Raw genomic sequence first — 14899 nt, 5'->3', positions numbered from 1 at the left:
GCCTACTATGGCTCAATGACTTTTAGTATCAAAAAAATGTTCAATAGCTAATCCGGACACTGCTGCTGCAACTTCCTCAACCGGTCTGGAAGTATCTATTTTGTGCCATTTATTGCTGTCAGCCCAACATAATAACTGAGAACGAATTTTGCTTTGATGCTGGATAAAGCTATTGTAAGAGCGCGTTTTATCCATTCCGCATTCATAATAATTTAAATCAGCAAATCCAGATTTTTCTTTACGTTCATAAGCTAGTTCTGGTGACAGATCAAGCAGAATGGTCAAATCCGGTTTTGGAAGTAATTCAATAATATTCAAAACAAATTTTTCAGGTAATCCATAAGCCACCTCTGCTGCTGCATGTTTCATCCAATAGCTATCTATAAAGGTGATGTGAGGAGAGGCTGGGTCATAAGATTCAAGGACGCCGTATATTGTCCAAAGAATAAATAAGAATCGAGAGGGTCCTTCCATTTCTGCGACACACTGCTTTACCTCAGGAAGTGGCGCACTGATAAATCGACTTTGAGGAAATAGCGAAGTATCTAACATATTCCATCGGTCCAACGTTTTAAAACGCTTACCATGATGGGCCACTTCTTGTAAGAGTAACTTTGAAACCGTACTTTTACCTACACCATCAGCACCCGTAAGAGCGATTAACATAATTCCTCCATTTTAGGGTTTAAGCCAACTTTTTCAGAAGAATTAAAGTGGGTACCGCTAATATTACCCGAGCAGATATCACTAACTCCGGTAGCCAGGAATGTTGCTGCGGAACAGATAACTGATGAGACCTCCATTTCCGCTAGCCGCATCGCAGCATCGACCTTTCCTTTCATACTGCCGGTAACATCCAGTCGCCCTGTTGCAAAAATTGCATCAGATAAAGAGGGATAAAGCTCTGGTGTTATCTCATCAAACATTTTTCCACCCGTATGTTCATAAACACCGTCAACATCAGATACAAAAATGCACTTAGACACCTTAAACATCTTGGTCAGCAACTCTGGGATCCGATCACTCCCAAAAACGAGTTGTCCGAGTGTCGTGTCGTAAGCGGAACCACCTGTGAGTAATGGAATATCATTAAATTGTAAAGATTTTTCAATCGCTTCTGAAAACACTGATTTGACCTTGCCGTCTTGGCACATAAATAATGAGCTGGATTGAAATGGGTGCATCTCAAGACTGTTTTCATAGCTGATTTGCATGAAATCAACCATCAATTTATACAAACCAGTAGTTAAACGGGAGAATTGAAGATTAGAGACTGTCCCATTGCCCCTTGCGGAGGCTAAACCATACTCGTGAACGGGAGGATGACCATATGCACCGCCTCCTAAAACTAACAATATTGGTGTCGCAGACTGCTGTTTTAGTGCAATGACTTTTTGAATTAATGCATTACACATGTCACGTTTCAGTGTATAGGGTGATTCCCTATCAGTAATAATGCTGCCACCGAACTTAATAATTAAACAGGCATCTAATTCCATCTAACGTCCAACCTTTATCGTTAAATACTCTTCAATAGCAGTTGTTAATGACCTGATATCATCACTTGTAATATCGCCTATGCAACCTACACGAAAGTACTTGATTTTATTTAATGCTCCGGGATACAAAAACAAACCTTTAGTTTTAAGAAATTGATAAAATGAAGGAAAATCATTTATGTAAGGTTCAAGTAAATAAGAAACAATAATCGGGGAATGAATAGACTCAGGCACTAAACACTTGAATCCCAATTTTTTCATAGCAATAACTAACGATTGATAGTTTTCCTCGTAGCGAGCTTTTCGCTTTACCTGACCACCTTCCTTATGAAATTGTTCCAACGCGTAATTGAATGCGCTAACAACATGAGTAGGAGGAGAAAATCGCCACTGTTTCTTCTGATTCATATAGTGCCACTGGCTATGCAAATCAAAGCTAACTGAATCGCTATTACCTTCAGCAGCCTGCAACTGCTCTTTGTTAATACAGGCGAATGTAACACCAGGCACCCCCTCAAGACATTTATTGGCAGACCCAATAATTGCGGTGGAAAATTCACTCTGAGCAAAAAGGGGCAAAGCACCAAAAGTTGATACCGCATCTACAATTAAGCGTAATTTATATGCTGATGCGAATTCGTTAATGGCTTTGATATCATTCAATACACCAGTACTTGTTTCGCAATGAACAAACGTCACAAAGTCGTATCTGCTAGGTTCAAACTCTATCTCTGCCAGCGATTTTTCATCAATTGCCTGGTTATAAGGAATCGAAACCAGATCGACATCCAAACCAGAACATTGAGCAATCTCATACATTCGATCGCCATAAACCCCATTGGATAGCGCTAATATCCGGTCCTTCTTTTTAACTAAGGTTTTCAGGGTAGCCTCAATCGCATAGGTCGAAGGCCCCTGGAGCAGGACACACTCAGTGGTAACAGGGAAGCGATAGATATCACCTATTTGTTTTATCACCCCAGCCGTTAAATCTTCAAAGTCCTGATCTCTGGAAGGCCAATCATTTAACATCGCCTCTTTGGTTAGAAACGAGGTGGATAAAGGTCCGGGAGTAAACAATTTGGTATTCATGAGTGTGCAAAGATCCGTTTATCGTTAACTAAAATTTTCGGCAACACGACCTCGTTAATATGTTCTCTGTCTTCAAGGCTATCACATTCAGAAAAAACCAGATCTTTCGCCACAGATACAACAATAAGTCGTTCTAAATTAAAAAAATACTGCCAAATTTCTTCATGCTCCGATTTTTGTCGGGCATAACCAAATGCTTTCGGATTTGAAGGAGAACCACATAACCAGGTTGTAAGGCTATGTAAGAGAGGGAGATCATCAGGGCACAATTTAATGATGCCTAAGCTTTCACCTGCCAGATACAAGTTTTTTGATATTTCGCTCGTAATACCTTTACCAATTAATTTGGGTTGTTGATTTTGGAGATACACCCTAACTTCTTCTTCATCCTCTGAAATATTGGGTGTAACAAATAGGGCTGAGCCTGCATTAAAATCGACGACAAAATTGGCTAATCGTTGCTCAAAAATAATGTCGCCATCCATAATAAGGAGATGTGGCATCTCTTTTGAGACACTGGCTCGCAATTTGTCTAACCCATAATTTAAACTCAGTGAAGACCCTGTTGAAGACACATCACTTTGATTCACGACCAGCGAAATATAAGAGCTTTCCAAGTGCTTAAAGTATGCAAAGTTATGAGAATTAACGACCAGTATAAAATGACTAACGCCGGCTTTACCAAGAACATGTAAAAGCCGCTCTATAAAAGTAACTTCCTCTCCATTAATTTCAAAAGGAATCAGTGATTTGGGTAATTCATGTTGCATCCTGCGCCCAATGCCAGCAAGCAATATGATAGCAATAGTGTCAGAATTCCTTACGCTTAGCTCGCCTCTTTTACTCTGGCTATTATCGTTACTATTATCGTAGTTTTGCAACTTCTACTGCTCCTGTTTCAGATATTCCCGTACACGGAGTTATTCTTAAATTGTCGATAAAACCATTAGCCCAATTAATGGCATCATTAAGAATATGATGATTTTGCGCCGGACGTGCGGCTCCAATTTGAAAGAAATATTTTCCCTCTGTAGGAGGCCCTAAGAGCGTTATTCCTGTTTCAACCTGTTCGTGTTCATTTTGCGGATGAAACTGCTCGGTTAACCTGATGCCGCCGGGCCGGAAAGATGGAGTGAGTTCATACTTATTTTCCCATTGCTGAATCAAGCCACGCTTTTGCATATTCCTGTAAAGGGGCATTACGTCCGCAGTGGCATGGAATTCATGGATTTTTGCATTCACTAAAATATCTACATCGATCCGGACTGTTCCATCATTACTTTTCAGACTGAAACTTCCTTTCTCCTCTTCTAAAGTGATCTCTGGATGACTGCCGATTGATACATCAATAATTCCGGCCTTTATCAAAGCCAGCATTTTCTCCATGACTTCCGTGCCAGCCCCATTACCTAATCGGTTATGAATACGCATATATTTAGAAAGAAAAATTTCATGTGATTCCGGAGTTAAGCCGCCATCATCAATAGCATATGCAAGTACCTGCCTGAGGTCTCGCCAAACTCCATCACAAAGAGCTTTTACAGGATTACGAAGATTATTCTGACGAGCAAATTTGTTGTCTTCTTCCATAAACCTGACCAAGGCTTTCGTATACTCCTTTCCAGCCGGTACTCCGCGAATGGGTTGATAAACATTTTCCCAGGAATATTTGTGCTCAGTCACACAACGTGAGTGATCCCATGGAGAGTTTAACTGTTGGTAAACAATCGAATAAATCTCAGACCCAATTTCGTACTGACTTAACTCTTCACTAAAATCAATACCACTAAAAAATTTAAAATAATAAATTATTGCAGACTGAACTATCGGATCAGGGTAAGTCGATTGTTCTGTATATTGCTTACCCAAAACAACTTCGATGATAGTCATTAACTGTCCCACTTCATCATCAATATATGATTCAAAAAATGCGATTGCTTGTTCAGAGCAGTTCGAAAATTTCGCATCTCCGTTTAAGAATCTTTCAAAATGATTTTGTAATCTCGATGTCAGAAAATCAGAAAACTCCTTACCAAACAGTGTCTTATAATATAGGTGGGCTTGTTCCAAACGAATGATTGGCCAAAGGTGAAGTTCAAAATCGAGTTTATTTTGTCTTCCGAATCCACGGTGCTGACGCAGGAGATCGACTGAGTGACTGGTTAAAAATTCGCCTTTGTGTTCCAGGTTTTCTATATCTTTTTCTTTCTCATTATGTGGTCGAGTTGTCGTAAATAACCCACTGCGACTAAAACCTACTAGCCGGGGCTCCTGTCCGGATGGAATGTAAACACATTCATTTCGTTCATTCGTCACAAACCGACCTCCTCGTCCCTCTGTCAAATACAGAAAAACATCAATGGCTGTCAATCCAAGTCCTTGTACTGCTACGGTTTTTGATGCATCAATATTATGCAATTTTTGATCTAAGGGATAAGCATAGTTTACAAACCTTAAGTCCTTATGCTTATTAGCATGGCTGACTAGTTTGTTTATAGAGGATGACAATTCCGGTCGATTTGAAGAGTGCCCTGTAGCAAGTAAAATATGATCGCACCTGATAGTGCCATTACGAGTTGATTCTACAAGGTAAGTATTAGCTGCCTTTTGAATATCCACCACTTCATCTTTAATAAGATGAACTGTCACATTCTCAAGCCCTTTCAAAAGCTCAATATAACGATTGAAACATTCCGTTAATGCTTCTCCATGTAATGCTCGTTGAGGCCAATCCTGAGCACCTATATTATAAGTTTTATCCCCCGTTTCTCGATATTTTCGTTGGCACCACTGATGAAGTGTTGGACGGAAAGACAATTGCAGTAATGGACCTGCATGAATATTAGATTCATCAGCTGCAAAGCAAACTTGTCCGGAAATTCGATTCAAAAAACTTGTTTTAGGTTGAGCAGGACTGTGTACCTCACCAGCGCCAAAGTAGCCCGTCTTGTCAAATATATAAATGGTGCAAGCTCGTAGCTCATTTCGGTAGTGATTGAAGTTTGCTGCCAAACGTTCTACGGCATAAGTACATGTTGGCCCACCACCAATAATTGCTAATACGCTCGAATCTGCATTATTCACTTTTGGCATGACACTCTCTATAACTTGTGTTTGGTTAGAAATGTCCTGAATCTGAAAGCAACTTCAGATGGAGAGACTGTTGGTCTTGCCAGATTTTTTAAGCTACCCGGTGCAATTTTCATATGGATTAAATTAGGGCCAGATTCTTTAACAGCGTTCGTAACTGACTTGCGCAGCCCCTCAATAGAATTAGCCCGGTAAACGTTACAATAGCCACAGGCCTTTGCAATCTCCGCAAAATCAGTTGTCTGAGAGTGAGTAAATTGCCCCCCGGTTGAATCGTAAACTCCATTGTCAAAAATGATGTGAATCAGATTTTCCGGTGATTGATTACCGATCGTCGCCAAATTACCGAGTTTCATAAGAGCTGCGCCATCGCCATCAAAAATGACAATCGGTAATTTTGAGTTCAACGCTACCCCTAATCCGATAGCAGAAGCACACCCCATTGATCCAACCTGATAAAAGAAACGTTCCTGATCTCCAATAGTGAAAAGTTCCCGCCCGGTTTTGCCTGTGGTGGCAATAATAGCGGATAGTTCAGGCAGGGTATCCAAACAAGCTTCAATAGCTTTGTATCGGGTAGGTATCCCTCTGTTATCAAGGAAGTTCTGTACTGAAGTTGTCACTATTTCATTTGATGGAGTGACATCAAATGCTTGCGAAGACAAAATACCAGAGGGTATTAACAAAGCGTGAGACTTACGCTCATCTAATTGCGCTGCAAGCGTTCTAAAGCTCTGCTCTAATCTCACTAAATCCGTTGAAATTTCTTCTGCACCAAACTCCAATAGACTAAGCAACGAAGGCGTGATTTTCCCCATGAACTCATGCTGAGGTTCATCCTTCATACCCGGCTTCCCTCTCCAGGTAATCATTAAAGCAAGAGGGATCTGAAAAGGAATATTAAGTGATGTCAGTGGGTTAATAGCATTTCCAAGACCAGAGTTTTGCATCATAACTCCAGCTCTTTCTCCTGCTAGCCATGCTCCACTTGCGATACCAACAGCTTCGCCTTCTGAAGTTGCGGTGACACTTCTAATATCATCACTTCGGGAAAATACGTTATATAAAGGATTCAATATTGAGCACGGCACTGAACTCCAAAACGTTATATTTTGTAGTTTCACATGTTCAATAATAGCTGAGTTCATACTGCCTTAGCCTCTGCACGTTTTGCAAATTCCAAATCCATTGCGGTGTTGATGTCTATCCAACCACCATTCACGTACTCACATTTTACTCTTGAGCCTGTTTTCAATAATTGCCCCAATAAATCACTTATCGACGCAGAAACTTCTCCGGCATCAATAAGCTGCTGAAGTGCTTCATGTACTCTTGCAACCCCTTTGTCCATAATCTTCATCACTCCAATCCATTGTCCGTGAGCATTCAAACGATCACTGGCATCGACAATAGCAAGTACAGAAACGCCCTCGTTCTCAAAAGGATTCGGGGAATAAGAAGAAGAGCACTGAACAAAACACCCGTCATGATTATCTATTTGTTCGTTGCTTTTATCGACATATATAACAATGTCTGCATCACTGTCATTTTTGGGTAATTGATTAATGATGTAACCGTCGAGAATAAGATCCCCATAAGCAACTATCGTTGATTTCTTGATTTGGCTAAGTGCGCAATATAATGAGTAACATTCACCAGTCGCTTCATATTCACTATTGGCAATGTTCTTGACGTCATAATGATTTATCTGTTCTCCTTTATAGCCAGAGACCACGCTAATATCATTAACACCAACACTTCTGAACCGGTTAATAGCATGTTGAAGCAGAGGTTTACCATTAATTTCAATTAAACACTTAGGACGATCTTCAGTCAGTGTTTTGAGATACTGCCCTCTTGAAGCAGCAAGAAAAATAATATTGCTACTATCGGCTTCCTGAAGATAGCGTTTTTCAATCTGCTCCATTTCATGTTCACCGTTTAAGCGAAATATTTCAGCTAATGACGCAACTTTATTCTCAACAGACACTAATGATTTTTCTTTGAAAACAATCTCTGCGGTTTCCCGGATGGCTTTAACAGAAGCTCTGAGTGAATGGTTGGCCCATATTACAGTTGAAACGCCTGCCTCTTCGAACACGTTAGTCGGCGTGTTGTAATATTTGGTTGGCACGATAACTATTGGACAAGGAGCAGTAAATAAATTGCAGAATTCAAGTACTTCATCTGCATTTGACGATTTTGAGTGAATTAATATTGCATCAGCACCAGCCTCGTAATAAGCCTCTGCACGACGTAACGCTTCGTCAATACCATAACCAGAGATGAGTGCTTCGGTTCTGGCAATAATAACAAAATCCTCATTCTCTCGGTGATCGATTCCCGCTTTTATTTTGCCTGTAAACTCTGCAATAGAAGCCAATTCTTGCCTTTCTCCGATAAAAGAATTCTGCTTAGGAAATATCTTATCTTCAATACAACAACCGGATATATTTCGCTGACACAACTTTTTCACTACCCGACGAAAACTGTTGTAATCACCGTAACCTGTGTCCACATCAAGTAAAATCGGGCAGTCCACAACGTCAGTCATATATTCAACAGCATCAATTACCTGAGTCCAGGAAATCTCGTTCCTGTCGCGCACCCCAAGTGAAGATGAAATAGTTAAACCAGAAGCCCAAATTCCGGAAAAACCTACCTCTTCAATTATTTTGGCAGAAATCGCGTTATGCGCTTCCATCAAATACTCGGTCGTTGGAGATAACAGAATATCCTTTAAAGTTCGCTTTTTGTTCTGGTGTTTATATAAACCTTTCATTTTATTTTCTTTAATTTATTGTATTTCAATTAATTCAGGTATGGTGTATACCATCAGTTCAAAATCGAGCGACTTCCTAGATTACTCCGAAAAAGGACTCTCCGAAAACAGATTTGCTTGATGAAATTTACTGATCAAATTGTTTAATACAGCTCTTTCCTTATCATCAACCTGCTCGGGATAAACACCTCTCAATGCTTCTTCTGACAAAGCAAGACCGTCGAACTGCAACGCTAGGCTAAATTCTGCCAGGTTGGCCTGAATGACTTCACCAAATTCGTTTAATCTCGCCATGTATATTTCACCATCATCAATGTGAAAATCGACGTCGAGTTCGAGACAAGGTAATAATTTCGAATCGTCACGACTGATATTTGAAGTTATAACTTGCTTGATCTGATGAAATGAACTGAGCAACTCTGGATAAACTAGTTTCAGTTCTGCATATAAAAACATCAATCGACAGTAATGAACTACTTCTTCTGCTTTACTAAGAATGGCCTGAGGTTCGCTTTCTGGTAATGTATGCAAATACCAAATTAAATCTGCTGCCTCTGTCTCCACATATTTGCTATTGATTTGAGAAATCCCATTATCTAACAAGGTCCCCAATAGCCGGCTCCTCCACTTCACAAGTGGATTAGTCAAATAGCTGGCAGCTAATAATGCGTCAGTTGCATGTCCTAACAATTCAATAGATGCATAAGCAAGTGAACGGAAATCCTTACTTAACTTATGACCAACCATATCAACTTGAATAGTTCGTGAAGTATGACGAGCGGAATGCAGCTTAAGTTTTGCTAACTGCTCTTTATTAAACTGCACTATTTCATTTCGTTTGGCATTATTATCGTCATCCAAAAATATGCCATTTAAATAACGATGAAGTAACTTTCGTTCTTCAGGTGTAAAGTCAGCAGAAAAGGCTTTGTCCCAACCATGATTCACCCAAGTATTAAATCGACTTGTTAATTCTAAAACAGTCGATTTTTTCTTTATCTCCATATCGACCAAACAACTGCCCACTACCCAGGAAATGCTTTTTTTATCGGAAATGGAGTTTATATCACGTTCAGTAATTAAGATTAAATCAAAATCTGATTTTAATGTCGCTAGACCTTCAGAAAGTGAGCCAACGACCAAAAGAATATCTGTCTCAATCAACTGACCTTTACTTTTTGCTGTTGCGACAACTTCTTCAATACTTATTTGTTTTTGACAAAGGAATTCATATAAGTTCATAATCAATTACTTATCCATTTCTTCAAATTTTTCATCAGCATTCCACTTAAATGGATGCTGCGCAATTGTTGACTCCACTCATATGCTGCTTCCCTTTCTTGTTCGCATTTGAAAATCACTAAATTGTATTATTTTTTATTACAGGGACGCTGAACAACACATATTAAAAATGTAAGCTAGAACACTATAATAGCACTGAGCAACATATTAATAATCAGTGCTATACACTTCAATTTATATTAATTTAAAACCGTTAAATTAATATACTATTTAGATGTGTTTGGCTTAAAAGGTGCGTTTACAGCTACAAAACCTCTGTCTGCTTTAACTGAACCTTTTGAACCAACTTGACACATCTGAAGCTTACCATTTTCGAACTTACCACTGATTTTTACATTTTGATTTTTCATATTTACTATCCTTAATAAATTGTGATAAACAAGCTACAACGTTTAAATCGCTGCAACCCTTTAATTCAATCACATAACTGCTCACTCCGCAATACATATTATTTTAATTATCATGGCAGAATCAAATGATGATAACCATGCGCAAGTGTTCTTTGATTAAATATCAAAAAAAATATGACCGCGCACAGGAAATGATGGGAAGAGCAACCGGCCAAAGACCTACATCTACCCAAAATTTGACAGAACTAGTTCGCCAAAATATCAGACTTCTGATTCAAATCATTATCATTCAGCACTTGATTCTCTAAATATATTTCTTACTGAGTTTGATTAAAGGATATATATTAATAATTAATCATAATGTTACATGCCCTACTTTTGATTCGACTGCTGTACAATTGTCACTTGCAATGCTTGCCCTGGCAAAGCATTACCACCAATAATTTTGTAGCTTAACTCGATGACATTATTACGGGAGTTAACCTCCCGTACTACATAATCTAACTCCAATGAAATATTGTCATTATTATCAACAACATAAGCATGATTAAAATCTAGATCGTTGTAGAGATGCCAAGGTACAAATACTTGTAAATATTTAGATGCCGGGTTATCAATAGTCGCTAACAGTTTTCCGCTCTGCACCACTTCAAAAGCCTGAGTTTCTCGCTCAAGTATGACTCCATCGAACGGTGCTTTAATAGTTTTCTTATCTATGATTAGTTCAAACTGAATGATTTGTTGCTCGACATGATTCAATTCAATTAGCAAGTTAGTATATTCATTACTTTTAGCGCTCCTCTGCTCTTCAGAAATGGCGTTGTTTTTTGCCAGAATTGTGTAACCATTAATAACGCGATCAAGCTCTGATATTTTACTTTTTACGTTGTCGCGCATTGAATATAACAAACTAAGCATTTTCACGTCATAATGGCTTTCAATTTCAGCAATAACCTGCCCTCTCTTAAAAGACTGGCCTTTATCTAAAATAAACAATAGCTGACCAGACTGTTCAGAAGACACAATCAACTTATCCTTTGAATAAACTGTACCAGGCAATTTAACTTCAACAGCCGATGTTGACCATGGTGTAAAAAAAAGGAACGATGATAGAATAAATAAAAATCTGTTTGACATTATAAGCCCTTGTTAACTATTTCAACTTCTAAATTTTGAGGGAAGCCGAGTGTTGGACGCTCTAAACCAAAAATTCTAATAGTGGCGGCAGTTAGAAACAACACAGTTAATAAGTTCACAACAATTCCTCCGACGATTATGGCTGCGATACCTTGATAAAGTTGTGACGCTTCCGAAGGAAATAACAGTAACGGTAAAATCCCCAAAACGGTCGTTAATGAACTGATCACTATTGCTCTTACCCGCTCATTAACCGCGAACAAAATCGCATCGCAATCACTACAATGAGCACTTACATTATTAGCAGCATCAACCAGTAAAATAGAATTATTAGCAACAATACCTAGCATAATTGCAAACCCTAGCATCGTCAGCACATTAAAGTCTGACATGGTTACGAAACTTAAAAAATTGTATGCAAGTATGCCTCCAGCCAATGCAGGTATTAAAGATAGCAGTACGTACATGCTGAGTTTTATAGATCTAAATAGAAATGCAAGAATAACAATAAAAGATAACACAATAAAAAATAGCAACAATGCCAAAAACCATTTAGTTTTAGATAAACTTGATGCACTTCCCTCTATCCCGATATACCCTTTATCTCCCATTAATTGCCTAATAGCTGGCGCAACATCCTGCTCAAGAACAGCCAAAACTGATGATACCGTCCTTTCATTACTTGTAGGTCGCAAACTTATGGTAAGTGCGGCACTTCCGTTAAGGCGGTTTAATGACGGTAGTACATCAGAAGTCTTAATGTTCGTTAGCGAGCCCATATATGTTCGGACTCCATTACGTGATACATACGGAATATTAGCAACGTCTTGATAATTATCTTCAATGGTGATGTAGGCATTAACAACTTCATCATCACTTTTCCATTTACCAATGAAATCAGACTTTCCGATTGTTCTAAATAAGTTTGTTAGCTCGTCGTTAGTGATACCTGAGTCACGAAGACTCAGCAAATTAGGTGAAAATTCATATTCCTTTACAAACCTTTCCACATCGGGGATGACTCTAATTGAAATATCTGGAAGTGCACTTTCGATAATATTGCGGACTATTGAAATGTTCTCAGCAAGCCATTGCTGGTCGCTAACATATAAATTAATTTCAATATCGTTGGCACTCTCGAGTCCCCCTAAAAGCTCTCCCTGTAAAACGAGGACTCGGTTACTAGGCAGGTGTTCTTTAAGTGACTGCTGGAGATATGGAATTAACGCCGGGATCTGCTTACTATCGTTCAATCTTACCGCGGCCGTAGCGAAATGAGGCCAAGCAATAACATAATTATTTTTTACTATAATTTCACTTGGTACAGCCTGCAGTATATCATTTATCGGTCCAACAATATTGTGCTGGACAGTTTCGATCCTCAAGTCTCCTGATAACGGTATGTAAACATCAACGGTGTCTCGCTTCACCGATGGTAAATAACTCAATGAAGGAATAAAAATGCTTAGGGAAAGCAAACTGCCACCAACCAAAAATATAACAAAAAAAACACTGCTCCGTTTGCTTTTTATTAAGCTGCGCACAGCATTAGTAACAAATGGGAAAGCAATTTCAGAGCGAGGTTCCGGCTGACCGAAATACTCAGCAAAAAACGGCACAAGCAATACGGTAAAGAACAGGGCGAATAATAACCCTGAAGCAATAACTAAACTTAGGCCTTTAAAGAGCTGGCTTTCTGCGCCTTGACTGAAAATTATCGGGATGAATACAATTACAGTGGTAATAGTCGAGACCAACAGGGCTGGCACTAATTTATTAAGCGAAGAACGGGTTCTTTCTAGCGAGGAGCGCTTATCCGGCTTAAGCCGATCAAGATACTCCACTATAATTAACACACCATCAACAAACATGCCTGTAGCGAACGTTATTCCAGCCAAGGAAATTACATTGATTGATGTTTTAGTCAGATATAAAACGATTAAAACGCCACAAGTCGACAATAGTATTACTAACGTAGCTAATATTGTCGGTTTAAACCGCCTAAAAAAACAGTAGGATACGAATGTGGTTAGAATGAACCCTGTAGCTAATGATCCTATTATCCAAAAAATGGCACGTTCAATAAAGATGCTAGTATCAAAAGATAAATTATATATTAAACCAGCTGAATCCAGAGTCACAGCCTCTTGTGCCAGTACTTCGTCAACCTTTTTTTGTACTTCGATAAGGTTGGCATCGGCATAGCGTAGAATACGCATCGCAATAGCTTCTTGGCCATTAAATCGAGACACAGCGGTTTGCGTTATTGGACCAACTTCAACCTGTGCGACATCCTGCAATAAAATGGATACTCCATCGACATGCGCGATAGGAATCTGTCGAATATCTTCCAACAATGTCGTCGGCTTGAACTTGGCAGTGATCACCCTTTCGTTTTCATACAATTGAATAACCGGTTGAGTCAACAACCCACCAACAATTTGTCGGATTGCATCAAAACTAAGATTTAACTGATATAATTTATTCATATCCAAGCGAATTTGAAGCTGACTTTCCAAGGCAGGGTTAAGTTCAACGGATTCTACACCCGGCAATAGCTTGAACTTTTGCTTAGCGAGGTTGCTTATAACTGACAATTGCTTTGGTGAAAACTCACTACTCTCTGACGTGATAAAATAACTCCCAACCACTCGATTGGACACGTTGGTGCCACCATGATGAAAAGTCAACGGCTTAACATTTAATGGTAGGGTGCGAGCTCTTGATAATAAAGCGGCTAACTTGCTTTCGGCTTCTTCAAGGTTGGTACCAAAAGAAAAGGTCACTTCAAACGAAGCTCTTTCAGGCCGTGTAGTGACTTTGAGACTTTCAAGCCGCTCTAACCTACCTAAAATAGCTTCTTCATAGGGTTGAACTACGTCAGTGATTAAAAAGTTTTCTGATGCACCTGGCCAAATAACAAAAAAAGAAATCTTGGGAGGTTCTACATTTGGAAGTAGTTGGATCTTATTATTGTATGCGCAAAGCACTCCAAGAAAAACAGTAAGTACACATAAGATTACTACCATTTTCTCGTGAAAGAAATATTTCAAAAATCTACATCCATTTAAATTTTAGTGAATAACTTATCTATTGCTGAATATAACACCAATAATTAAGCATGGCGAGTAACGACCCAAGGCAAAATCGCGAACTTTACTGGACATAATGCGATGTAATTCCGCTCTAATTGTTTTTCAGATAACCATCTGCTTGAATCAAAATTACGGCATGTCAAAATACAATAAGTCGTTTTGGGTTAAAAAGGACACATTCATGCGTCCGTCCAGCCCTGTGTAATGACTCAGCCAATTTTTGGACAAGTACCTGTCGGTGAACTGTTACAGTAGATACGATTTCTGACGCGAAATTGGAGATATCGAGCCAATGCAAGTCGAAAAGATGACTTGGGGCGTCATAGTGCTACTCAAGCTTCCCTGAATGATGTTAGCTCCTGCTTTTTAGCACGCTACCGCCCGTGGATTTGGGCTTCCAATATGCCCGAAACAATAAATTCCTTTTCATTCAGGTAACATATTTTCCCATCAAACAGCTCTAGTCGTTTTCTATGTTGCCGTGTAAATTCTGTAAGCGACTAAACTGCTAGTTGCCACATAAGTTTTCAGTGAAAATCTATTTTTTCAGTT

Annotated in this window: 11 protein-coding genes; all 11 read right to left on the bottom strand. The window is 39.1% G+C overall.

Translation table 11 applies throughout. From position 1 onward, the window contains the following. Nucleotides 1–12: 12 nt before the first annotated feature. Nucleotides 13–666, bottom strand: a complete 654-nt coding sequence (locus SDEN_RS06075; protein ID WP_011495614.1) for a thymidylate kinase-like protein — start codon at nt 664–666, stop codon at nt 13–15. Next, nucleotides 660–1499, bottom strand: a complete 840-nt coding sequence (locus tag SDEN_RS06070) for an aspartate/glutamate/uridylate kinase (RefSeq protein WP_011495613.1) — start codon at nt 1497–1499, stop codon at nt 660–662. Before SDEN_RS06070 ends, SDEN_RS06075 begins: the two co-directional genes overlap by 7 nt. After that, nucleotides 1500–2591: a 2-aminoethylphosphonate--pyruvate transaminase gene (locus SDEN_RS06065; protein WP_011495612.1), complete on the bottom strand. Its 1092-nt coding sequence runs from the start codon at nt 2589–2591 to the stop codon at nt 1500–1502. Beyond that, nucleotides 2588–3472 carry an Sden_1164 family protein gene (locus tag SDEN_RS06060; protein WP_011495611.1) on the bottom strand — a complete coding sequence of 295 codons (885 nt, stop codon included), beginning with the start codon at nt 3470–3472 and terminating at the stop codon, nt 2588–2590. The genes SDEN_RS06065 and SDEN_RS06060 overlap by 4 nt, the downstream gene beginning before the upstream one ends. Then, nucleotides 3456–5684: an FAD/NAD(P)-binding protein gene (locus SDEN_RS06055; RefSeq protein ID WP_011495610.1), complete on the bottom strand. Its 2229-nt coding sequence runs from the start codon at nt 5682–5684 to the stop codon at nt 3456–3458. Before SDEN_RS06055 ends, SDEN_RS06060 begins: the two co-directional genes overlap by 17 nt. Nucleotides 5685–5692: 8 nt before the next feature. After that, the gene (aepY, locus tag SDEN_RS06050; protein ID WP_049762955.1) at nt 5693–6829 is read right to left on the bottom strand and encodes a phosphonopyruvate decarboxylase; all 1137 of its coding nucleotides are present in this window, start codon (nt 6827–6829) and stop codon (nt 5693–5695) included. Beyond that, nucleotides 6826–8463, bottom strand: a complete 1638-nt coding sequence (gene aepX, locus SDEN_RS20660; protein WP_011495608.1) for a phosphoenolpyruvate mutase — start codon at nt 8461–8463, stop codon at nt 6826–6828. Before aepX ends, aepY begins: the two co-directional genes overlap by 4 nt. 81 nt (nt 8464–8544) lie before the next feature. Beyond that, nucleotides 8545–9705 carry a hypothetical protein gene (locus SDEN_RS06040; protein ID WP_011495607.1) on the bottom strand — a complete coding sequence of 387 codons (1161 nt, stop codon included), beginning with the start codon at nt 9703–9705 and terminating at the stop codon, nt 8545–8547. A gap of 266 nt (nt 9706–9971) precedes the next feature. Then, a complete protein-coding gene (locus tag SDEN_RS20500; protein ID WP_157599839.1) occupies nt 9972–10115 on the bottom strand; it encodes a hypothetical protein in 144 nt (47 codons plus the stop codon). A 372-nt stretch (nt 10116–10487) separates the two neighbouring features. Next, nucleotides 10488–11252 (bottom strand): efflux RND transporter periplasmic adaptor subunit, encoded by a 765-nt coding sequence (locus SDEN_RS06030; RefSeq protein WP_011495606.1) that lies wholly within the window; start codon nt 11250–11252, stop codon nt 10488–10490. Further along, on the bottom strand, nt 11252–14305 hold the full coding sequence (locus SDEN_RS06025; protein WP_041405702.1) for an efflux RND transporter permease subunit: 3054 nt from the start codon (nt 14303–14305) through the stop codon (nt 11252–11254). The genes SDEN_RS06030 and SDEN_RS06025 overlap by 1 nt, the downstream gene beginning before the upstream one ends. Between the last annotated feature and the right edge of the window lie 594 nt (nt 14306–14899).

It is taken from the genome of Shewanella denitrificans OS217, assembly GCF_000013765.1.
GTDB lineage: Bacteria > Pseudomonadota > Gammaproteobacteria > Enterobacterales > Shewanellaceae > Shewanella > Shewanella denitrificans.
This window is presented reverse-complemented; position numbering and strand designations above follow the sequence as displayed.

Bases quoted from the DNA above. Each gene is read 5' to 3' on its own strand.
- SDEN_RS06065 (WP_011495612.1), bottom strand. From the start codon at position 2,591: ATGAATACCAAATTGTTTACTCCCGGACCTTTATCCACCTCGTTTCTA.
- aepX (WP_011495608.1), bottom strand. From the start codon at position 8,463: ATGAAAGGTTTATATAAACACCAGAACAAAAAGCGAACTTTAAAGGAT.
- aepY (WP_049762955.1), bottom strand. From the start codon at position 6,829: ATGAACTCAGCTATTATTGAACATGTGAAACTACAAAATATAACGTTT.
- SDEN_RS06055 (WP_011495610.1), bottom strand. From the start codon at position 5,684: ATGCCAAAAGTGAATAATGCAGATTCGAGCGTATTAGCAATTATTGGT.
- SDEN_RS06075 (WP_011495614.1), bottom strand. From the start codon at position 666: ATGTTAATCGCTCTTACGGGTGCTGATGGTGTAGGTAAAAGTACGGTT.
- SDEN_RS06030 (WP_011495606.1), bottom strand. From the start codon at position 11,252: ATGTCAAACAGATTTTTATTTATTCTATCATCGTTCCTTTTTTTTACA.
- SDEN_RS20500 (WP_157599839.1), bottom strand. From the start codon at position 10,115: ATGAAAAATCAAAATGTAAAAATCAGTGGTAAGTTCGAAAATGGTAAG.
- SDEN_RS06040 (WP_011495607.1), bottom strand. From the start codon at position 9,705: ATGAACTTATATGAATTCCTTTGTCAAAAACAAATAAGTATTGAAGAA.
- SDEN_RS06070 (WP_011495613.1), bottom strand. From the start codon at position 1,499: ATGGAATTAGATGCCTGTTTAATTATTAAGTTCGGTGGCAGCATTATT.